The following is a 22718-nucleotide window of genomic DNA, read 5'->3' as shown; positions in this document are numbered from 1 at the left end:
TGCGGTAGGAATGGTCATCAGGCATCCAGGGCTTCCTGGTCGACCCGGCCGGCCGACTCGATCAGCCAGTTCTTGCGCGGCTCGACCTTCTCGCCCATGAGCAGTTCGAGGACCTGCTCGGCGGCCTCGACGTCGGCCATGGTGATCCGGCGTACCGCCCGGGTGGCCGGGTTCATCGTGGTTTCCCACAGTTCTTCGGCGTCCATCTCACCGAGACCCTTGAACCGGGGGATCGGCGTCACGACCTGCTTGCCGGACCGTTCCAGTCGGGCGACCGTACTGGTCATCTCGGCCTGGGTATAGGTGTAGATCGTCTGCGGGTTGCGGCCCTTGGTGGTGATCTTGTGCAGCGGTGGCATCGCCGCGTACAGCCGTCCGCTCTCGATCACCGGACGCATGTACTTGGCGAACAGGGTGATCAGCAGGGTACGGATGTGCGAGCCGTCGACATCGGCGTCCGCCATGATCAGGACGCGGCCGTACCGCATCGTCGAAAGATCGAAGGTACGCCCCGAGCCCGCGCCCAGCACCTGCACGATCGCCGAGCACTCCGCGTTGTCCAGCACCTGCTGGAGGCTGGCCTTCTGCACGTTGAGGATCTTGCCGCGGATCGGCAGCAACGCCTGGTACTCCGAGATCCGCGCCATTCTAGCGCTGCCGAGGGCGCTGTCCCCTTCCACGATAAAGATCTCACTGCGTTCGACGCCGGTCGATCGGCAGTCCACCAGCTTCGCCGGCATCGACGCGCCCTCCAGGGCGGTCTTGCGCCGGGCGGCGTCCTTCTGCTGCTTCTGGGTCAATCGGACCCGGGCGGCGTCGACGATCTTCTGAAGGACGGTACGGGCCTCGGCCCGGCTGCGCCGGTCGTCCAGCCACGTCTTGAGGTGCTGTTCAACGATTCCCTGCACCACCTTCGTGATTCCGGCGGTGGAGAGTTCGTCCTTGGTCTGCGAGGTGAACTGCGGCTCGGGGATCCGTACGTGGATGACCGCGGTCATGCCCTCCAGCACGTCGTCGAGGGTGGGCGGGTCCTCCTTGGCCTTGAGCAGTCCCCGGGTGTTGCGGATCGCCTCGGCCAGGGTCCGTACGGCCGCCCGCTCGAATCCCCGGCGGTGGGTGCCGCCGTGCGCATTCCGGATGGTGTTCGTGAAGCACTCGACGGTCCGCTCGTAGCCGGTGCCCCAGCGGAACGCGATCTCGACCTCGGCGTGGCGGACGACGTTGGACTGCATGACGCCGTTGGCGTCGGCGGCGTTCTCCTTGTAGGTGCCCTCGCCGGTGATCAGCAGAGTGGCGCAGACCGCCTTCTCACCCGAGGGGGCGAGGAACTCCACCATGTCGGTCAGCCCGTTGGGGAAGCGGAAGGTCTCCTCGGTGGCGGTTTCCGCGCCGTCCCGGGCGTCCCGCAGCCGGTAGCCGACGCCGGGCACCAGGAACGCGGTGTTGCGCAGCTTCGCCCGTACCGCCTCGACGTCCAGGGCGGCGCCGGTCTCGAAGTAGCGCGGGTCGTACCAGTAACGGACGGAGGTGCCGCTCGGCTCACCCCGCTTGGTCTTGCCGATGATCCGGAGGCCGGATTCCGGGGTGAAGGCGGCGTCCGGGCCGGGACCGTCGAACACACCCGGGATGCCGTGCCGGAAGGACATCGCGTGCACCTTGCCGTCCTGCCGTACGGTGACGTCGAAACGGCGGGACAGGGCGTTGACCGCGGACGCGCCGACGCCGTGCAGACCGCCGGAGGTCTTGTAGCCCGTGCCGCCGAACTTGCCACCGGCGTGCAGTCGGGTCAGCACGAGTTCGACGCCGGACAGGCCCGACTTCGCGTTGATACCGGTCGGAATGCCCCGCCCGTCGTCGTCCACCTGGACGGAACCGTCGGCATGCAGGGAGACCTCGATGTTGCTGGCGTGACCCCCGACACCCTCGTCGGTGGCGTTGTCCAGGATTTCGTTCACGAGGTGACCGACGCCACGGCTGTCGGTCGACCCGATGTACATCCCGGGTCGCTTCCGGACCGCGTCCAACCCTTCGAGATGGGTGAGGTCGTCGGCCCCGTACAGGGTCTCGGGCTGTGCAGTCACCTGGTGGTACTCCCACATCTTGGTCGGTACGGCGCGACTCCGGTGGATCACGGCACGACCCACGGGACGCTTCGGCGAGCCTAGTCGGCAGGTCGGACAACACCACGTCGACCTCGCGATACGCGCCATGTGGGCGCGTCTTTCCCACACCGTGAGCCTTCCTGCGCCGATGGTCCGATCATCGTAGGCCCCAGTTCGATCATGGTAGGTGCCAGAGAACGTTCGGATGTCGTCGACGGTGCAGGTCGATCATGGGGAACTCTGCCGTTAGGCGCCCAATGCTAGGTGATCGACGATAGCGGGCCGGTGGGCGTGCTCAATCTACCTGCCTCTGTCCCGGGTCGGCCGGCGCGCGACTGGTCGGACCCTGGTGCCGGCCGCACTCGGCTCAGCGTTTCCGGGCGATCGCGACCAGCAGCACGATCAACAAAAGTCCGAACCAGGAGTTCCAGATCGAGTTCAGCCGGTAGTACCCCCGAACTCGCTTACCGCCCCGCTGGTGGCCCCTCACGATTGGCATGATCACTCCGTGACTGATCGACTACCGAAATCGGTCTATGTCTGCATGTGGGTCCGACAGTCCAGGGGCGGCCCAAGCCGGGCCGCCCCTGGACTGGCATGTCTGCTCTCACGGTCGATTTCGTGACCTCTTGGGGTGGCGGGTGTGCCGCGATCCCGGAGGATCGCCGGTGGCCCACGTCGTCGGCTCGCCGCCGCTGGACGTTCCGTCCGTCGGGCGCTCGGCTGACGGAGCTCCCGAACTCACTGCCAGGCGCCGCATGAATACGTGGTGCCGTCGGCGTACCCGATGCAGGCTCGGGCGTGCAAACTGCGGGTCGGGTACCTCGCGTAGTAGATCGACGAGAAGAGACCCCCGTTGCCGTCGGTGCAGTCCACCTTGGGCACGCGGTAGTGCCAGTGTCCGGCCCAGGTGTCGTTCGTCTTGATCTCGTAGCGGATCTGGACGATCGCACACCAGCCGTCCTGCTTCGAGTCCTTGACGAAGGAGCTGACCACCACGGCGGTTCCGCTCCAGTCGATGTGTGTTTCCGTTTCCGATCCCGTGATGCTGGCGTTGGCGTATCGATGACCCGGCCATTGTTCCGGGTGCTGGGCGATCGTTGTCCAGTCGTCCGTACTGTGCGCCTGCGCGGGTGTGGAGAGGCCGAACGCGACGACCAGGGCCGCGAAGGCGGCCAGCAGGAGCTTCCACTTCATTTTCCGCACGTTGCTTTCCTCCTGAGGTGAGATTGATTGATGCCTTTCGAGTTGCTCGGATCGTTTACGGACTCGGGTGACGAGTCCGGTGCCTGCGGCAGTCCGTTCGATTGACGGTGTCCAGGAGTGCGACGAGTCGCAGGCGCTGTCGTCGGCGCGGCGTCGTGATTTCCGCATTTCACTGGTAGCGGCCGAGCCGGGTGTCCCGACAACCACTTGAATACGAAGAAGCGTATCGAGATGAGCCGATTATTACGTCAACCCTTGGCGTGACCGGAAGGTAAACCCCTGCGGTACCCCACCGTGGGGGTTCTACCGCAGGAGTGGTCGGGTGGGGAGTCCCTCCGGGCAGGAATGCACCTCCCGGCGGTGCGCATAGGTGCGCCTCGCGAAGACCCGTGAAGACGCGTGAAGACGCGTGAAGACCCGCGAAACCGCGTTGTGCCCAGCCGCTGCCACGACGACCTCGAAGTCGCGCCGGCTCGCTACGCTCACCAACGGTGTCGATGACGATCACCGAGGGCGGGAGGGCCAGTGGCCGAGGATCCGGATGTCGCGCTCACCGTGGCGTTGGCGGAGTACGAGCACCTACAGAACGCACTCCGGGCCAACACCGAGCAGGCCACCGCCCGGTTCAACTTCTTCCTGGTGGTGGCATCCGCAGCCACTGCGGTCTCCGGTGGTCTGATTACCGGCGGTGGTTCCGGCGCGGCCAACACCAGTGCCGTCATCGGCCTCGGTGCACTCGTGCTGCTGCTCGGGCTGACCGTCTTCGTACGTCAGGTGGAGTTCGCCAACCGCAGCCGGCTCTATGCGGTGGCGATCGACACGGTTCGTACCTATCTGGTGCGGCGGGCCCCTGACGTCGGGCCGTACCTGATCCTGCGGACCCTGGACGATCCGGGTGCCTTCCCGGGGCGGCCACCGGGTGGGCGGTGGACGCGTGACCTGACCAGCCTCTCCGGCACGGTCAGCCTGGTCAACAGCGCGCTCGTCGGACTGGGCGTCGGGCTGGCCGTGAGGCATGCCGGCGCGGTCTGGTGGGCGGCCGTGGGCTGCGGGGCGGCGGGCGTGACGGTCGCGATGTTCACCCACCTGGCGTACACGAGTCGTCGGCGGGCGTCGGCGTCGGCGCGGATCTGGACCAGTGTGGACAACCGGCACCGGTCGACCGAGGTGAACGCCACGGGCGACTCCGCACCGCACGACTCCGCGCCGATGTCGGCTCGGTGACCAGTGGCGATGCCGCCGCCGGAGGATCGACCGTCCGGCGGCGGCTCCCGGGACGTCGGTCAGGTGTGGGCCTGGGCCATCGCCGTTCGGACCTTCTCGTACGCCTCCTCGTCGAGGTTCTCCAGCAGGGCCAGCGCCTGTAGTCGGTACTCGTGTGCCTCGCTCGTCAGACCAAGTTCGGCGTAGGCGTCACCCAGGGTGCGCAGCGCCAGGCCGATGCCGCGTTGATGCTGGAACTCCTGGCAGATGGCCAACGCCTCCCGGGCGTGTTCGGCGGCCCGGGCGTTCTCGCCGTACAGTTGCAGGGTCTCCGCGAGGTTGACCAGCATGAGCGCCTCCCGGTGCCGGTCCCCGACCTGCCGGGTGAGGGCCAGGCCCGCCTCGTGGTGCGCGATCGCCTGCTCGTACGCACCGAGGTGCTGGTAGACCAGGCCGATGTTGTCCAGGGTCGAGCCCTCCTTGTGGTGGTCCGCCAGTTCCCGTCGGATGGCGAGGCTCTCCTGTAGGTACCTCAGCGCCTCGGTGAAGTGGCCCTTGTCCCGGTACGCGTTGCCGAGGTTGTTGAGGCAGGCCGCCTCACCGGCCCGGTCGTGCAGTTCGCGCTGGATGACCAGCCGGCGTTCGAGCAGATCGATCCCCTCGTCCACCCGCCCCTGCCTGAGCCGGGCGATGGCCAGGATGTTGAGCCCCATCGCGACGCCACCACGGTCGTCGAGTCGCTGCGCGGTTTCGATGGTGAGTTCCCCGAACTGTGCCTGCTCCGCGACGTAGCCGGCGACCTCGATGAACCTGGTGAGGGTCAGGGCCAGGTCGCGGATTTCGGCCAGTGACTGTCCGGCGGCGAACTGTTGCCGGGCAATGGCCAGGAGGCTGGTGTGTTCGCGTTCGAGCCAGGCCCAGGCGGTGCTCCTGGAGGTCAGCTGTGGATCGGTCGGGTCGGCGACCAGCCCCGCATGGTGCTGGTCGTGCGGATACAACAGTCGGATCGCTGCGACGGAAGTGGACAGCAGCGCACTGGTGAGCCGGTGCATCGCCGCCTCCCGTTCCGACGGTAGTTCGACCGCCTGGGCACGTTCGCGGGCGAAGATCCGTACCGTGTCGTGGAAGCGGTAACGGTCGGGTCCGGCGGACTCCAGCAGGTTCGCGTCGACGAGGTGTTCGAGTGCCCGCTCGGTGGCGGCCAGCGGCGCGCCGATCAGGGCGGCACAGCCCGGGGCCGTGGCCTCCGCCCAGTCTGGCAGGGCGGCCAGCCGGAACGTGCGGGCGGCCAACCGGTGGTCGTCCCGGGCAGCTTCGCCGAACGCCCGATAACCGAGGTAGAGGCTGGTGCGTACGGAGAGGTCGCCGACCTGGAGTTCGTCGAGACGTCCGGCCTCGTCGGCGATGCGATCGGCGAATGCCCCCAGGGCCAGTTCCGGCCGGGCCGCGGCCCTGGCTCCCACGATGCGTAGCGCCAGCGGGAGTCCGCCACACTGTCGGACGATCACGGCGGCGGCCTCGGTGTCGGCGTCGAGACGCTGTGGCCCGCAGAGGTGCCGCAGTAGCGTGATTGCGGAGTCCTCCGACAGTGGTCCCACCGGGAAGCGTGCCGTGAAGTCGAGGTCGGACAGCTTCCACCGGCTCGTGATCAACGTGGTGCAGCCGGGGCCACTGGGCAGTAGCGGACGTACCTGCGCCGCCGACGCCGCGTTGTCCAGGACGACGAGCACCCCCTGGGTCGCGGTGAGCGTACGGAAGAGGGCGCTGGCCTCCTCGACATAGGGGGGAATGGTCCGGGCGCCGAGTGCCCGTAGGAAACGGGCCAGTACCTCGGTCGGTTGCACCGGGGAAAGGCCGGCGCTCGCCCCGTGCAGATCGACGTAGAGACAGCCGCCGGGATACCGGGTGGCGGCAAGGTGGGCCAGATGCAGGGCGAGGGTGGATTTCCCGATGCCGCCGGGCCCTTCCAGTACGCATATCGCGCGGTCGGCGGTCATCGCCGCCAGTATCTGCTCGATCTCGTGACTGCGACCGATTACGACTGCGGGCATCGGGGGTAGCTGGAACGGGACCGGTCGTGTGGTCGTTACCTGGGCCGGACCCGCCGTATCCGCCGTACGGGGAGACGGGGTGCCCGGGACGCCCGGGGGGACCTGTCCGGGCGGATGTGGTCCGCTGGGTTGCGTGGCCGGCCGGTCCGTGCCTTCAGGTGTGACCTGACCAGCGGCGATGGTTCGCGCCGAGCGGGCAGCCGCCAGCCGGCCCCAGGCCGTCAGCCACGCTGTCGACTGTTCCTCGGAGACGTCACATGCCTGGAGCAGGGTGACGACCATGTCCCGCCGGGGCAGGGTCGGTCGGTTGAGCATCGTGGCGAGGGTGCTGGCGGGAAGGACGTGGCCATTGGCTTTGGCGCGTCGCTCGATCGTCCGGAAGCTGAGACCGGACCGGTCGCGCAACTGTCGCAGCAGGGCGACGTATTGCTCGGGCGTGCCTGCCGTGGCCGGGTCGACACCCGAGTCAGAGAACGGTGTCACGCAATCTCCTGTGCAATTGTGTTCGAGTTCGTTCGATGTTATTCGTGACCCCCACGGAACCTGCGGGCGATCGACGCGTCGTCCGCTTCCGTGATGCGGCGTGGGTCACGGTCCGGTGCTGTCGCACGGCACCGGGTCACAGTCCGGCATCGTGCTGTCCAACCGGCCGCTACCGCCGGTGCTGCAACCGTCCGTCAAGGACTGAACAGGTCATTTGGCCGTTGTAGCGGGCGACGCCGACGTGCAGAATGCACAGCGTCGCCGCGCCGAAGCCGTGACCACAGGCCTGTGGAGCCTACGCATCGGCGGCTACGGAGAGTGTTGTCGGAGCGCCGGTGGGCGACAGGGTTTGAGGAGGGCCGGCATGAACGCCGTCTGGTGGTCGCTGGCGGCGGCGCTCGGCGGTGGGCTTCTCGGCGCCGCTCTCGTGGCCTGGCGGATGAAACGCGCGGCAACGGCCAGGATCGCGGAACTGAACCAGTTGGAGCAGTTGGTGCAGCGACGGGCGGATCAGGTCACCGCCCTCAGCCACGAGCTCCGTACGCCACTGAGCATGATCAAAGGTGCGGTGGATCTGTTGCGGGAGGGGACACCCGGACCGTTGACCTCCGCACAGCAGCGGTTCCTCCAGGTCGTCGACCACCAGTCCACGCAGGTCATCGGTCTCTGCGAGAGTCTGCTCATCCAGGCGAAGATCGAGGCCGGGTTCTTCACCCCGCAGTTGGAGAAGGTGGACGTGTCGGTGGTGGTACGGGACGTCGTCACCGCGATGCGGCCGTTGTGCGGGCAGCGTCAGCAGCGGGTCAGTCTGGACGTGCCGCAGGTGATGCCGCGCATTCCGGCGGATCCGATGCTGCTGACCCAGGCGTTGACGAACCTGCTGTCGAACGCCAGCCGGTTCACCACGACGGGTGGCAGCATCGACGTACGCGTGATGCTGATCGACACGGGGGTTGCCATCTATGTCACCGACGACGGTGCCGGCATGACCCGGGCCGAACGACACCGGTTGTTCCACCGCTTCGCGACCGGTCGGCCGCTGGCCGATGGCACCGGTCTCGGCCTCGTGATCACGAAGACCATCATCGAGTTGCACGGAGGCGAGATCCTGGTTCACACCGCTTCTACCCGGGGAACCACGTTCCTGCTGACCCTGCCGGGCAAGTCGTGACCGGCCCGGTCGAGCCGCGTGCCGGCGGCCCCACCGCCCTGGTGGTCGACGACGAGCCGCAGATGACGATCATCATCGAGTTCGCCCTGCAGACCCAGGGGTTCACCGTACTTACCGCACACGACGGTGCCACCGCGCTGCACCTGCTCCGGTCCCACGCCATCGACCTGGTCGTGCTGGACGTGATGATGCCGACCATGGACGGGTTGACCGTTTGCCAGCGGATCCGGGCCCGCTCCGAGGTGCCGATCATGCTGCTCACCGCGCTGGCGCAGCACGAGGACGTCATCGTCGGGCTGGAACACGGTGCCGACGACTACGTCACCAAACCGTTCCATCCGCGTGAGGTGGCGCTGCGCGCCCAGGCACTGGTCCGCCGTCGACGGGACCCGAGCACCGCGATCCGGGTCGGTCAGTTGACCATCGATCCCGCCGCGCAGACGGCGACGCTGGCCCGGCACCGCCTCGACCTGCCGTTCACCGAGTTCAAGCTGCTGACCCATCTGGCCACCCGCCGGGGTGTGCCCCAGTCGTGGCAGGACCTGCTACGTGAGGTGTGGGGGACCACCGACCTGATCGGCGGGCGTGACGTGGTGAAGTCCACCGTGTACCGACTGCGGTCGAGGCTGGCGGGCCTACCGGGCGGGTCGACGTATGTTCGTACCTTGCGCGGGGTCGGTTACCTGATGCCCGACCTGCCGCCCGAGCCGCCGACCAGCGGCGGGTAGCCGGCCCGCCAAGGTGACGGCGGTGTCACCGTTGCTCACATCACCGTTACCGAATGCTTCGTTACACACCTCTAACCTGGCCGAAACATCGTCAGCCGAGCACATCTCGGTTCCGTAAGTGGAGGTCAACGTGTCGATGACGGGACAGTCGCGCCGGCGCGCGACATTGGCGGCGGCGCTGACGGCCGTAGCCGTCGCGGCCAGTGCCGGTTGTGCTCGGGAGAACACCGGCGACAACGCCGCCAAGGACGGCGGCATCGTGCACGTGGTGTGTGGCGCGACCGAGGACTGGTGCGCCGCGACCACCAAGAAGTTCACCGAGTCCACCGGCATCAAGGCGGACTTCGTCCGGTTGTCCAGCGGTGAGGCACTGGCCCGTATCAAGGCCGGCAAGGGCAACGCCGAGTTCGACGTCTGGTACGGCGGCCCGGCCGACGGTTACGCCGCCGCCGGTACCGACGGGATGCTCGACCAGTACGTCTCGCCGAACGCGGCCGTGATCCCGGACAAGTACAAGGACCCGGCCGGCACCTGGACCGGTGTCTACGTCGGTGCGCTGGGCTTCTGCAGCAACGGCAAGCTCCTGGCCGAGAAGGGGCTGGAGGCTCCGAAGTCCTGGGCGGACCTGCTCGACCCGAAGCTGAAGCGGGAGATCGGCATCGCCCACCCGTCCACCTCGGGTACCGCCTACACCGCGCTCTGGACCCAGGTCCAGCTGGCCGGCGGTGACCAGACCAAGGCGCTGGAGTACATGCGCAAGCTGCACCCGAACGTGCTGCAGTACACCAAGTCCGGTTCGGCGCCGGGACAGATGACCGCCCGCGGTGAGGTGACCGTCGGTGTCATCTTCTCCCACGACTGCGTCGCCACGATGGAAGAGGGCTTCCCCGACCTGAAGGTGAGCTTCCCGTCGGAGGGCACCGGCTACGAGACCGGTGGTGTCGCCCTGGTCAAGGGGGCCAAGAACCCGACCAGCGGCAAGAAGTTCATCGACTGGGCGCTGACCACCGAGGCGCAGGAGATCGGCCCGACGGTGAAGGCCTACCAGTTCCCGACCAACCCGAACGCCAAGGTGTCCGACAAGGTCGTCAAGCTCTCCGAGCTGACGATGGTGCAGTACGACGCCGTCGCGGCCGGCACGGCCAAGTCGGCGCTGAACAAGCGGTTCGACGCTGAAGTTGCGCAGGCGCCGAAGTCATGACCACTCTGCTGTCCGACCGCGAGGTGGCCACCGTACCTGAGGTGGCCGCTCCGCGGCGGCGGCGGCGTCGGCACCGTGACATGGGCATCCGTGTCCTGATCGCCATCAGCGTCGTGCTGGTGGCGATCGGCGCGGTCGTCCCGCTGGTCGCAGTGTTGGCAACGGCCTTCGCGCCGGATGCGCTGCCCCGCTACGCGGAGTTCTTCACCTCCTCTGTCGATCTCACCATCCTGCGTAACACGCTGGTGCTCGGCCTGCTCGTCGGCTTCTGCGGCACCGCGCTGGGTTTCCTCTTCGCGTTCGTCCAGGCCCGCCTGGACGTACCGGGTAAGAAGATCCTGCACGTCATCGCCATGATGCCGATCGTCAGCCCGCCGTTCGCGGTGGCCACCGCCACCGTCGTGCTGTACGGCCGGCGGGGTGTCATCAGCAACGGCATCTTCGGCCTCGAGTACGACATCTACGGCCTCGACGGTCTGGTGTTCGTGCTGTCGCTGTCGCTGTTCCCGGTCGCCTACCAGGGTCTGCTCGGCATGATGCGGGCGTTGGACCCGGCGCTGGAAGAAGCCGCGATGAACATGGGCGCCAGCCGCTGGCAGATCATGCGCAAGGTGATCCTGCCGCTGTTGGCACCGGGCCTGGTCGCCCCGTTCCTGCTGCTCTTCGTCGAGGCGATCGCCGACCTGGCCAACCCGCTGGTGCTCGGTGGCGACTACACCGTGCTGGCCAGCCGCGCCTACCTCGCGGTCACCGGCGAGTACGACACCACCAGTGCCGCGGTCTACTGCGTGATCCTGCTGGTGCCGTCGCTGGCGATGTACTTCGGCCAGCGCTGGTGGCTCAACCGCAAGGTACGTACCACCATCACCGGCCGTCCGTCCGGCAGCGTCCACCTGATCACCGGCTGGAGCCGGTGGCCGATCTACGGCCTTGCGGTCTTCGCCGCCCTGGTCATCGTCAGCCTGTACGGCACGGTGATCGTCGGCTCGGTGACCAAGGTGTTCGGCGTCGACAACACGTTCACCCTGCAGTACCTGGAAGAGGTCATCCTCGGGGTGGGTGTCGAGGCGGTTCTCGACACGCTGACCTTCGCCGTCATCGCCACGCCGATCGCCGCCGTCATCGGTCTGGTCATCGCCTGGCTGGTGGTGCGCCACCTGCGTTACACCGCCTGGCTGCTCGACCTCGGGGGCACCCTCGGTGTCGCGGTGCCCGGCACGGTGCTCGGTATCGGCTTCGTGCTGGCCTACCGGCCGGACCGCTGGGTCGGCGACTTCGTGGCCTTCCCCAGCCTGGTCGGCGGCAGTGCGATCGCCGGTGGTGCGGTCGCCATCATTCTGGCGTACGTGGTCCGTAGCGTCCCGGCCGGCCAGCGCATCGCAGTCGGGGCACTTTCCCAGATGCACCCCTACATCGAGCAGGCGTCGACCGACCTCGGGGCCAGCCCGTTGCAGACGTTCCGCTGGGTGACCCTGCCACTGATCCGGCCGGCCCTGCTGGCCGGTCTCAGTTACAGCTTCGCCCGCAGCATGACGTCGGTGTCGACCATCGTCCTGCTGGTCACACCCGAGACGAAGATCATCACATCGCAGGTGCTCAGCGCCGCCAGCACCGGCCGGTACGGGGTGGCGTTCGCCTACTGCACCGTGCTGACCGCAATCGTGCTGACCGCCTTCGGGCTCATCCGTCTGATCGTCGGCGGGGGCGTCGCCCTGCAACGTACCGCCAAGTCTGAAAGGCAGAAACGATGACCGCCGCGCCTGCCGTGACCGTTTCCGCTGCGCCCCAGGAGGCCAGCACCGGTCACCTGCAGCTCGATGGGCTCACCAAGCAGTTCACCAGCCGCTCCGGCACGGTGACCGCAGTCGACGCCGTCACGCTCGACGTCAAGCCGGGGGAGTTCATCACCCTGCTCGGCCCGTCCGGTTGCGGCAAGACCACCACCCTGCGGATGGTGGCCGGATTTGAGGACGCCTCCGGTGGCCGGATCCTGCTCGACGACAAGGTCATCGACGACATCCCGCCGCAGCGGCGACCGATGGCGATGGTGTTCCAGAGCTACGCGCTGTTCCCGCACATGACCGTGGCCGAGAACATCGCGTACGGGCTGCGCCTACAGAAGCGTACGAAGGACGAGATCGCCACCAGCATGCGGATGGCGCTGACCAGCATGAACCTGGTCGGTCTGGAGGAGCGCAGCCCGCACGAGCTCTCCGGCGGCCAGCAGCAGCGGGTCGCGCTGGCCCGTGCCCTGGTGGTACAGCCGAAGGTGCTGCTCTTCGACGAGCCGCTGTCCAACCTCGATGCCAAGCTGCGGGACGCGATGCGGGCCGAGATCCGCCGCATCCAGAAGATGTTCGGCATCACCAGCATCTACGTCACCCACGACCAGGACGAGGCGATGAGCATGTCCGACCGGATCGTGGTGATGAACAAGGGGCAGGTGGAGCAGGTGGCCACCCCGGGTGAGATCTACGCCCGGCCGGCCAGCGTGTTCGTGGCGGACTTCATCGGGCGGGCCAACTTCATCGAGGCGGTGCCGGAGAACATCACCGAGGGCCGGGCCACGGTGAACGTGCTCGGCCAGCAGATCACCGTCCCCGCCCACCCCAAGGTCGCGTCGGGCTCGGTGGGTGCCTACCTGATGGTGCGCCCGGAGACGGCCCGGCTTTCCCCGGTCACCGACGGTGGCAACGGCATGGGTGTGGTGTTGCGTTCCACGTTCCACGGGCCGTCCATCGACTACGAGGTGGAGACGACCGGCGGCACCATCACGGTGACCGAGGCGGGGAAGGACCCCCGGGACGCGTTGACCGAGGGCACCAACGTCAACGTGACCTTCGATCCGGAGCGGGCGTACCTGCTCACCCGGGAGTGAGGTAGCCGAGGTGGCCTGGCGTGGGCTCGCCCACGACCGACAGGTGGCTTCCCCCCGCCACCGATGGGGGTGGGTTCCCCCGCCGGCACACGCCAGGCCACTTCCCGTTCGATTCCCCGTAACAAACAGCGCTTATGTTGATCCAATTTGAGTTGATCTCTTTGAGAATGTAGACGTCATGACCGCTGGCAACGTGGCCGGTCGCCAGGAGCTCGTCCAGCAGGCTCTGGCGCACTGGGAGAGCGGACGCGGCGCTGTCCTCGTCGGCGACGCCGGCATGGGCAAGTCCACCGTGCTTGCCGCGCTCGCGCACGTGGTCCGGCAACAGCCGGGACTGGTCCTGTCGGCAAGTCCGACCGAGGCCGACGCCCGGATGCCGTTCGTGACGTTGATCGACCTGTTTGCGGGCGTACCCGCCGACCATTTCGACCGGCTACCGCTGGCCACCCTGCGGATCGTCGAGGTGGCGCTGCGCCGACGTGACCCGGCCGGTGGTGAGGTGGACTCCCTCGCGGTCTGCCTCGGCATCTTCGACCTGCTGCGGACGATCAGCGAGGTGGTGTCGACCACGCTCGTGCTCGACGACCTGCAGTGGGTCGACCCGGCCAGCGCCGAGGTGCTCAGTTTCGCCGTTCGGCGGCTGGCCGCCGAACGACTGAAGGTGCTGGCCGCCCTACGCTCGGGTGCCGCACCCGACTGGAAACCGGCCGGTGTGACCACCCTCCAGGTCGGACCGCTGGCCAGCGAGGCCCTCGTGCCGGTGGTCATGCAGCGGGCCGCGGACCTGGTCAGCCGGCCCATCGCACAGCAGATCTGCACGCTGTCCGGAGGGAACCCGCTGTTCGCGCTGGAGATCGCCGACGCGGTCCAGCGCGGCGGCGTACGGCCCGTCCCCGGGCAACCGCTGCCGGTACCGGTGCACCTGGACACCCTGATGCGGCAGCGGCTCGCCGCGCTGTCACGTACCGCCCGGGACACCGTCCGGCTGGCCGCCACCGCGTACCGACCGACGCTGGCGTTGCTGGTCCAGGCCGGCTGCGACACGGCCGTGGCCGATCTGACCGCCGCCTCCGAAGCCGGTGTCTGCGACCTGGACGGCAACGGCACCGTCTCGTTCGGCCATCCGCTGCTGCGGGCCGCCGTCTACTCGGAGGCACCGGTCATCGTCCGGATGTCCATGCACGCCCGGCTCGTCGAGGTCATCACCGACCCGATCGAACGGGCCCGGCACCTGGCGCTGGCCACCGGTCTCGAAGACCCGACCGTCGCCGCGGCGCTGACCACCGCCGCGGAACTCGCCAGTGGGCAGGGGGCGGCCGGTGTCGCCCGGGAACTGATCGGCCTGGCCGCGCTGCGTACCCCGGTGACGGATCGGGCCGGCTGGGCGGAACGCAAGCTGACCGAGGCCCGCTACGCCCACCTGGCCGGACTGCTCAGCGAGGCGCGGGAGGCCGCCGAGGCGGTACTCGCCGCACTGGTGCCGAGGCGGTTCCGGACCCGCGCCCGGCTGGCCGTCTTCGACGCCAGCGGCAACGCCATCGGCCGAATGGGCGAGCAGGTGGCGGCGGCCTGCGCCGAGGCCGAGGACGACGTGGAACTGGAACCCTGGGTACGCGTCTACTCGGCGGTCCACCACGCCGCCGCCCTGCGTACCGGCCCCGCCCTGGCCGACGCGGCGTGGGCGGCGAAGGCCGCCGGGACCGTCGGTGACGTCCGGGCGGAACTTCGTGCCCTGCACGTGCTGCTGTCGATGAAGGCACGACTGGGCCAGCCCACCGAGGAGGAGATGGACCGCGCCAACCGGCTGATGGAGCGGCGTACCGACCTCGGCGAGGCCGCCTACCTGATCCACTACGAGCTGGCCCGCACGCACCTCGACAACGACCGCTACGACGAGGCACACGACACGTTGCAGCAGGCGGCACGGCTGGCCGGGGAGTTCGGGACCTTCGGTGGGCTCGAGTGGGTGCTGTACCTGCTGGCCAGGGTGGACTGGCTACGCGGGCGGTACGACTGCGCGCTGGCGACCGTGTCCCGGCTCCAGCAGTTGGCCGTCGACGTCGAGCCGGCGTACGGCCACCTGGTGCTGTGGGCCTCGGCCGAGGCGGAGGCAGCGACCGGCAGCCTGCCCCGGGCGATCGAACTGGCCGAGCGGGTGATCGAGGAGACCGAACGGGTCGGCGACGTCGAGCGGCTCGCCTGCTTCGGCCATCTCCTCGGCACCTGGCGGCTGCTGGCCGGTGACTTCCCCGGTGCGGTGACCACGCTGCAACGTGCCTGGGGGAGGCTGTCCTCGATCGCCCCCGACAACCAGACCCGGATGCTGCTGGCCGACCTCGTCGAGGCGCTGGTCGATGCCGGTGACCTGGCGCAGGCCCGGGACCTGCTGGTCCAGCTGCACGACACCGACGTCGGGTCGGCGTCCCCCCGGGCCACCGCCGCCACCCGGCGGGCCACTGCCGTGCTGAGCTTCGCCGAGGGCCGGGCTGACGATGCGATCGCGCTGCTGGGCTCCTCCGCTGACGTGTACCGCCGGCTCGGCACCCCGATCGAGCTGGTCCGCGTACTGGTACTGGCCGCCGGGATCGAACGGCGACGTCGCCGGCGGGCGACGGCGCGGGGCCTGCTGGACGAGGCGGCGCAACTGTGCCGGACCGCGGGTGCGACGACCTGGAGCGGCCGGGTCGAGGCCGAACGGGCCCGGTTGACGCCTACCCCACGTGGACAGAACACCCCGCTGACGCCGATGGAGGAGCGGATCGCGGCGCTGGTCGTGCAGGGGGCCACCAACCGGGAGATCGCCCGGACCCTGTCCATCGCGGTGACCACCGTGGAGGGTTCACTTACGAAGATCTATCGCCAGTTCCACATCCGGTCCCGGGTCGAACTGGTCCGTACGCTCGGTCACCCATGACGGGCGGAATCCCTGAAATTTGCGATGAACCGCCGGATCAACGTACGCGTAGTGACCGCGACAGGGCGCCGCGGCAGGGCGACGCCGGTGGGAGGCAGTGATGCGGCAGCGGGTTCGGGCGCGGGCCGTACGCCTGTTGGCCTGGACGACCCTGTTGGCCGCACTACCGGTGCCGGTCGTGGTGGCCGCGCCGGCCGCCGCCGCCCCGACGACCCGGTGCACCACCCCGTCACAGAAGCTGCTACCCGAGGTGCCCTGGACACACGAGCGGCTGAAGCCGCAACGGGTGTGGCCGCTGACCAAGGGTGAAGGCGTGCTGGTGGCCGTCATCGACACCGGAGTGGACGCGGCGGTGCCGCAGCTGGCGGGCAAGGTACGGCGTGGCGTCGACGTGGTCAACCGGGCGGGAGCCGCCGACGACGACTGCTACGGCCACGGCACCTTCGTCGCCGGGGTCATCGCCGCCCGGCCGGCATCCGGCACCGGCATGGTGGGCCTGGCACCCGGTGCGACGATCATGCCGATCCGGCAGGCCAACGGGCCGAGCGACGGCACCGCGTCCACCCTGGCCCGCAGCATCCGGGCGGCGGTCGACGCCGGGGCCTCCGTTATCAACGTCTCGGCCAGCACCTTCTTCCCCAGCGAGGAGCTGCGCCTGGCCGTGGAGTACGCGGCGGGCCGGGACGTACTGCTGGTCGCAGCGGCCTCCAACGAGGCGCAGCAGGGCAACCCGGTCGCCTACCCGGCGGCGTATCCCCAGGTGTTGGCGGTCGGCTCGGTCGGCCCGGACGGCCGACGCAGCGAATTCTCCGAGGTCGGCTCCTACCTCGATCTGATGGCCCCGGGAGTGGATGTGGTGAGTCTGAGTCGGGGTGGTGTCGGGCACCTCGTCGACAGCGGCACCAGCTACGCGACACCGTTCGTGGCGGCCACCGCCGCGCTGGTGCGTTCGTACCATCCGAAGCTCACCGCTGTGCAGGTGAAGCGGCGGCTGGAGCTGACCGCCGACCATCCGGGCACCACCCTGCCGGACCAGCAGATGGGCTGGGGAGTGGTGAACCCGTACCAGGCGGTCACCACGATCCTGCCGGAGGAGCACACCCGGGTTCCCGCCGTCGGGCCGCAGCCACCGCTGAACCCGGTCGCGCAGTCGGCGGCGGAGACCTCGGCCCGGGAGGCAGCCTTCGAGTTCTCCCTGACGGCCGTCGTCCTGGCCGGCCTCATCGGGCTGGTGGGGTACCTGATCCCGCGCGGGACCCGGCGGGGCTGGCGCAGCATCGGTGAGCTGGAAGAAGAGCCCAAACCGCAGTCCCGGCGCGGCAGGGGCCGGCCGTCGGACCGGGACCGCCGAGGAAGGTTCGGATGAGCACGATCCAGGTGACGCGGACACCCCGCCGATCCGCCCCACCGATCGACAAGGGCGAGTTCCCACTGCAGGAGCCGCCCGGTCTTCCGGAGACGGCCGGCGGTCAGATCACCAACCTGCTGACGTATCTCCCCATGGTCATGGGCTCGGGTGCGATGGCGATGTTCTACCTCCAGCCGGGGGAGAGCCGTCCCATGCTCTACCTGACCTCGGGACTGATGGGGGTGTCGGCCATCGTCATGGCGTTCGCCGTGCTGATGCGGGCCGGGACGGAGCGCAAGGCCAAGTTGCGGGGCGAGCGGCGGGACTATCTGCGCTACCTCGGCCAGGCCCGCAAGCAGGTGCGCCGCAGCGTCGACAAGCAGCGCATCTCGGTGCTGTTCACCCACCCGGACCCGGCCCGGCTCTGGGCGCTGGTGCCCACCGACCGGCTCTGGGAACGCCGGGCCAACCACGCCGACTTCGCCGAGGTACGGATCGGACTGGGCCAGCAACGACTGGCGCTGACGCTGCAGGCCCCGCAGACCAAGCCGGTCGAGGACCTCGAACCGTTGAGCGCCGGTGCGCTCCGTCGCTTCCTGCGCGCCTACACGGTGATCGAGGACATGCCGGTGGCGGTCTACCTGCGCGGTTTCGCCCGGGTCAGCCTGGACGGGGATGCCGACGTGACCCGGGCACTGACCCGGGCCATGGTGGCGCAACTGGCCACCTTCCACAGTCCGGAGGACGTGCAGATCGCCGTACTGGCCAGCACCGACCGGTTGCGGGACTGGGACTGGGTCAAGTGGCTGCCACACGCGCAGCACGGCGAGCAGACCGACGCGGCCGGTGCCGTACGCCTGGTCTGCGATGCCTGGGTCGACCTGGAGAAGCTGCTCGGTGGCAAGTCGTTGGAGGAACGGGGCCGCTACGAACCCGGGGTGCTGCCGAGCCCGACTGAACCGTTCGTCGTGGTGGTCCTCGACGAGGCACCGATCCCGGGCAACCACCGGCTCGGCGGTGCCGGCTACCGCAACCTGGTTGCCATCGACGTCGACGGCAGTCTGCCGTGGGACGGGGCCCCGACGACGCTGCGGCTGCGGATCAGCGAGGGGGACATCGAGAAGGTCGACATGAGCCGGGCGGGTGACCAGAAGTCCACCCCGATCGGCCGCGTCGACGGACTGACCCTGGTGCGTAGTCGCGCCCTGGCCCGGCAGATCGCCCCCTACCGGCTGGGCGGGACCGGTGTCGTCGCGGACGCCACCGCCGTCTCCGCCGACCTGGCCGCCCTGCTCGGTATCGCCGACCTGCGCACCATGGACCCGCACGTGCTGTGGCAGGCCCGGACGGCCTGGGACCACCTGCGGGTGCCGATCGGTATCACCGAGCGTGGCCAGACCGTCGAACTGGACCTGAAGGAGTCCGCGCAGGGCGGCATGGGACCACACGGCATCCTCATCGGTGCCACCGGCTCCGGCAAGAGCGAGCTGATCCGTACGCTGGTGCTGTCGCTGGCCCTGGCGCACTCCTCGGAGAAGCTCAACATGGTGCTGGTCGACTTCAAGGGCGGTGCCACGTTCCTCGGGCTGGACGGGCTGCCCCACGTCTCGGCACTAATCACCAACCTGGTCGACGAGTTGCCGCTGGTCGACCGGATGCAGGACGCGCTCCAGGGTGAGCTGGTCCGTCGACAGGAGTTGCTGCGCAAGCACAGCCACACCTCGGTGCTGGAGTACGAGCGGGCCCGCGCCGCCGGTGCCGAACTGGATCCGCTGCCCACGCTGGTGATCATCGTGGACGAGTTCGGCGAGCTGTTGAGCGTCAAACAGGAGTTCAGCGACCTGTTCATGATGATCGGCCGACTCGGTCGATCGCTCGGGGTGCACCTGCTGCTGGCCTCGCAGCGCTTCGAGGAGGGGCGGATCCACACCCTGGAGACCCACCTGTCGTACCGCATCGGTCTGAAGATGTTCTCGTCCATGGAGTCGCGCAGCGTCATCGGTGTCAACGACGCGTACGAGAAGCAGTTGCCACCGGGCTCCGGCTACCTGCGTACGGACACCACCACGCTGGTCCGGTTCCGTGGCGCGTACGTCTCCGGCCCGTGCCCGATCCGGGGCAAGCGGGTCGCCCAGCCGGTCAGCAACTCCCGCGTGGTGGGCTTCGAGGCCGGTTACGTGGTGCCCTCGTCGCGGCCGGTCGAACCACCGCCCCGGGAACCGTCCGCCGAGGAGGTCCCGGCGACCGAGACGACCCTGGCGGTGATCGTCGACCGGCTGCATGATGCCGGACCGCCCGCGCACCGGGTGTGGCTGCCGCCGTTGGCCGAGCCGGCCGCCCTGGACGAGGTACTGCCGCCGCTCACGCTCGACCCGTTGCGTGGCTTCGGTACCCCGTACGGTGGGCTGCGGGTGCCGGTCGGTCTGGTGGACCGGCCCTTCGAGCAGCGTCGGGACCTGCTGGTCGCCGATCTGGAGGGGGCCAAGGGGCACGCGGTGGTGGTCGGGGCGCCACGCAGCGGCAAGAGCACCCTGTTGCGTACGCTGGTCGCCGGACTCGCCCTCAGCCACACCCCACGCGAGGTCCAGTGCTACATCCTCGACTTCGGTGGCGGCGCGATGGCGGCGCTGGCCGAACTTCCGCACGTCGGCGGGGTGGCCAACCGGAGGGACCGGGAGCGGGTCACCCGCGTGGTGGCCGAGGTGTCCGACATCCTCGACCAACGCGAGTTGCACTTCGGCCAGCACGACGTGGAGTCGATGGCCGCCTACCGGAGGGCCCGGGCGGCGGGACAGTACGCCGAGGACCGGTTCGGCGACGTCTTCCTGGTCATCGACGGTTGGTTCACCCTCCACCAGGAATTCGAGGTGCTGGAGCCGGCGATCCAGGAGATCGCCACCCGGGGCCTGAGCTACGGCGTGCACCTGGTGATCAGTGCGGGTCGTTGGTCGGAGATCCGGCCGTGGCTGCGTGACGTCCTGCAGAGCCGCTTCGAGCTGCGCCTCGGTGACGCCATGGAGTCCGAGATCGACTTCCGGAAGGCCAAGACCGTACCCGAACTGCCGGGACGTGGTCTGACCCCGGACAAGTTCCACTTCCTGACCGTCGTACCGCGTCTGCGGTCCGACGAAGGCGACCCGGTCTTGGGCGACCCGGCGGAACCGGAGTCCGGCGGGTCGTCCGTCGAGGACGGTGCCGCGCTGGCTGCCCTGGTCAGGGCGGTCCGGGACGGCTGGACCGGCGAGCCCGCGCCGGCCGTACGCATGCTGCCCAAGGTGCTGGCGCGGCAGGCCCTGCCGGCCACCCCGGGTGAGGGCGAGTTGCGGGTCGCGCTGGGCCTCGACGACCAGCGGCTCCAGCCGGTCTGGCACGACTTCGGCACCAACCCGCACCTGATGATCTTCGGCGACACCGAGACCGGTCGGACCAACCTGCTGCGCCATGTCGCCCAGGCCATCATCGACCGCTTCCCGCCGGCCGAGGCGCAGGTCCTGGTCGTCGACCCGCGTCGCAACCTGGCCAACATCTTTCCCGCGAACCAGACGGTCGGGTACGCCCTCAACGCCCCGGCCCTGCGAGAGGTGCTCGGTCGGGGCGTACCGCTGCTCAAGAGCCGGGTACCCGGCCCGGACATCAGTCCGGACCGGTTGTCCGCCCGGGACTGGTGGCAGGGGCCGCGACTGATCGTGCTCATCGACGACTACGACATGATCTCCGGCACCATGGACTACCCGGCGGAGACGCTGGTCGACCTGCTGGCCCACGGTGCGGAGATCGGTCTGCACGTCATCGTCTCCCGCAGCACCGCCGGTGCCCACCGGGGCATGAGCGACCCGCTGCTACGCCGGATGTGGGACCTGGGCAGCACCGCCGTGCTCTTCTCCTGCCCCCGTGAGGAGGGCGGTTTCCTCGGTCAGGTCAAGCCGCTGACCCTGCCCGTCGGCCGAGCCCAGCTGGTGCGCCGCCGGGCCAACCCGATCCAGTTCCAGACACCACTGATCGTCGATCCGGCCGGCGATCAACCAGGAGAGGCCAACCGATGAGCGACCTGAGCCGCGTCGTCCTGGTTACCCCGCACCGGACGGTGGAGGTGGCGCTACCGTCCATGGTGCCGCTGGCCGACCTGATGCCGGTCCTGGTGCAGCGGGCCACCATGTCCGGAGTGCTCGACCAGCCCGGCCAGAACCGAGCCTTCACCGGCGAGGGCGACTGGGTGCTGCAACGGCTGGGCGGCGGGCCGCTCGACGAGGACCTCACCCCCGCTTCACTTCAGATCCGGGACGGCGAGACGCTCTATCTGCGGCCGAGGGAGAAGCAACTGCCGCCGGTGCACTTCGACGACCTGGTCGACGGACTCGCGACCGGCGTCAGCAACCGCCCCGACCGGTGGCGGGACAGCCTGACCCGGGTGCTGTTCCTCGTCTGCTGTGCCGTCACGTTGCTCACCTGCTTCGTCATCCTGCTCGACGACGGGGTCACCCGTCGCGGCACGCTGGCCACCGGCTGTGCCGTCGGACTGGCCTTCGGCGCCATGATGTGCTCCCGGGCGCTGGCCGACGGCTGGGCCGCGATCACGCTCGGGGTGGCCGCCGTACCCTTCGCCGGCCTCGCCGGTTACACCGTGCTGCCGCCGCCGGCATCCGGTGACTCGGCCGCGCCACAACTGCTGTGTGCGGCGGTTGCCGCGAGCGTCACCGCCCTGTTGGTGACCTTCGCGGTCGGGCACTATCGCGCCTTCTTCCTGGCCACGTGGCTGGCCAGCCTGGCCGGTTCCGGTTACACGCTGTTGATGGTTCTCGGGCTGGCCAGTGCCCAGGCTGCGGCGGCCGTCCTGACGGTGGCGCTGCTGGCCACGGCCTCCGCGCCCTCACTGGCGTTCCGTATGGCCCTGCTCCGGTTGCCCCAGCTACCCACCAGCGCGGCCGATCTCTCCGACGACATCGATCCGTTCCCCAGCGGCAAGGTCATCTCCGGTGCCCTGGTTGCCGACACCTACCTCACCTGGCTGCTGGTCGCCGCCGGGGTGATCTGCACCGGCGGGCTCGCGGTGCTGGCCCGCACCGGCGGATGGGCATCGACCTGGTTCGTCATCTCCGTCGTCGGTGTGCTGGCGCTGCGTTCGCGGAGTCTCGGCTCAGGTTGGCAACGGGCGGCGACCCTGTTGCCGGTACTGGTCGGACTGTCGGTGCTCATCATCCGGCTCGCCGGCGGCACCCAGATGGTCGCCGCCCTGTCCGTGATCGGCCTGCTGGCCATCGCCGTGGCCACCCTTGCGATGTCCCGCAGTCTGCCGGGCCGGCGGCTGTTGCCCTACTGGGGACGCATCGCCGACTTCGTCGAGTACCTGTTCGCCCTGGGCATGATCCTGACCCTGCTGGCTGTCTTCGACGCTTACCAGTGGGCCCGTTCCCTGGCCGGCTAGCGGACCCGATC

14 protein-coding genes are annotated in these 22718 nt (G+C 69.1%); 10 read left to right on the top strand and 4 right to left on the bottom strand.

Annotation, left to right across the window (positions count from 1 at the left end; all coding sequences use genetic code 11):
• Positions 1-17: 17 nt before the first annotated feature.
• From ACFQ4H_RS26100 to ACFQ4H_RS26090, 3 genes are all read right to left on the bottom strand, one after another.
• Positions 18-2099, bottom strand: a complete 2082-nt coding sequence (locus tag ACFQ4H_RS26100; RefSeq protein WP_377575416.1) for a DNA gyrase/topoisomerase IV subunit B — start codon at positions 2097-2099, stop codon at positions 18-20.
• A 370-nt stretch (positions 2100-2469) separates the two neighbouring features.
• Complete coding sequence (locus tag ACFQ4H_RS26095; protein ID WP_377575396.1) at positions 2470-2601, bottom strand: hypothetical protein; 132 nt, start codon at positions 2599-2601, stop codon at positions 2470-2472.
• Positions 2602-2843: 242 nt separating this feature from the next.
• A complete protein-coding gene (locus ACFQ4H_RS26090; protein WP_377575394.1) occupies positions 2844-3299 on the bottom strand; it encodes a hypothetical protein in 456 nt (151 codons plus the stop codon).
• 534 nt (positions 3300-3833) lie between these two features.
• On the opposite strand from ACFQ4H_RS26090, the gene ACFQ4H_RS26085 reads away from it, so the two are divergent.
• Entirely contained in the window at positions 3834-4532 is a 699-nt protein-coding gene (locus ACFQ4H_RS26085) for a hypothetical protein (RefSeq protein WP_377575391.1), read from the top strand.
• A gap of 59 nt (positions 4533-4591) precedes the next feature.
• On the opposite strand, the gene ACFQ4H_RS26080 is transcribed toward ACFQ4H_RS26085, so the two are convergent.
• Positions 4592-7045: a tetratricopeptide repeat protein gene (locus tag ACFQ4H_RS26080; RefSeq protein ID WP_377575389.1), complete on the bottom strand. Its 2454-nt coding sequence runs from the start codon at positions 7043-7045 to the stop codon at positions 4592-4594.
• 364 nt (positions 7046-7409) lie between these two features.
• Between ACFQ4H_RS26080 and ACFQ4H_RS26075 the strand changes: the two genes are divergently transcribed.
• The 9 genes from ACFQ4H_RS26075 to eccD all read left to right on the top strand — a co-directional run bounded on the left by ACFQ4H_RS26075 (position 7410) and on the right by eccD (position 22707).
• Positions 7410-8216, top strand: a complete 807-nt coding sequence (locus ACFQ4H_RS26075) for a sensor histidine kinase (protein WP_377575385.1) — start codon at positions 7410-7412, stop codon at positions 8214-8216.
• The gene (locus tag ACFQ4H_RS26070; RefSeq protein ID WP_377575383.1) at positions 8213-8944 is read left to right on the top strand and encodes a response regulator transcription factor; all 732 of its coding nucleotides are present in this window, start codon (positions 8213-8215) and stop codon (positions 8942-8944) included. Before ACFQ4H_RS26075 ends, ACFQ4H_RS26070 begins: the two co-directional genes overlap by 4 nt.
• Before the next feature lie 136 nt (positions 8945-9080).
• Positions 9081-10145, top strand: a complete 1065-nt coding sequence (locus ACFQ4H_RS26065) for an ABC transporter substrate-binding protein (RefSeq protein WP_377575413.1) — start codon at positions 9081-9083, stop codon at positions 10143-10145.
• Complete coding sequence (locus tag ACFQ4H_RS26060; RefSeq protein ID WP_377575380.1) at positions 10142-11896, top strand: ABC transporter permease; 1755 nt, start codon at positions 10142-10144, stop codon at positions 11894-11896. The genes ACFQ4H_RS26065 and ACFQ4H_RS26060 overlap by 4 nt, the downstream gene beginning before the upstream one ends.
• Positions 11893-13023 carry an ABC transporter ATP-binding protein gene (locus tag ACFQ4H_RS26055; protein ID WP_377575378.1) on the top strand — a complete coding sequence of 377 codons (1131 nt, stop codon included), beginning with the start codon at positions 11893-11895 and terminating at the stop codon, positions 13021-13023. The genes ACFQ4H_RS26060 and ACFQ4H_RS26055 overlap by 4 nt, the downstream gene beginning before the upstream one ends.
• Before the next feature lie 178 nt (positions 13024-13201).
• Positions 13202-15937, top strand: a complete 2736-nt coding sequence (locus ACFQ4H_RS26050; RefSeq protein ID WP_377575376.1) for a helix-turn-helix transcriptional regulator — start codon at positions 13202-13204, stop codon at positions 15935-15937.
• 100 nt (positions 15938-16037) lie between these two features.
• Positions 16038-17303, top strand: a complete 1266-nt coding sequence (mycP, locus tag ACFQ4H_RS26045) for a type VII secretion-associated serine protease mycosin (protein ID WP_377575373.1) — start codon at positions 16038-16040, stop codon at positions 17301-17303.
• Entirely contained in the window at positions 17300-21328 is a 4029-nt protein-coding gene (gene eccCa / locus ACFQ4H_RS26040; protein ID WP_377575371.1) for a type VII secretion protein EccCa, read from the top strand. The genes mycP and eccCa overlap by 4 nt, the downstream gene beginning before the upstream one ends.
• Complete coding sequence (gene eccD, locus ACFQ4H_RS26035; RefSeq protein ID WP_377575368.1) at positions 21325-22707, top strand: type VII secretion integral membrane protein EccD; 1383 nt, start codon at positions 21325-21327, stop codon at positions 22705-22707. Before eccCa ends, eccD begins: the two co-directional genes overlap by 4 nt.
• Positions 22708-22718 lie beyond the last annotated feature (11 nt).

Source organism: Micromonospora sonneratiae (genome assembly GCF_042679305.1).
Lineage (GTDB): Bacteria > Actinomycetota > Actinomycetes > Mycobacteriales > Micromonosporaceae > Micromonospora_H > Micromonospora_H sonneratiae.
The sequence above is the reverse complement of the archived record's forward strand: the minus strand, read 5'-3'. Positions and strand labels throughout refer to the sequence as shown.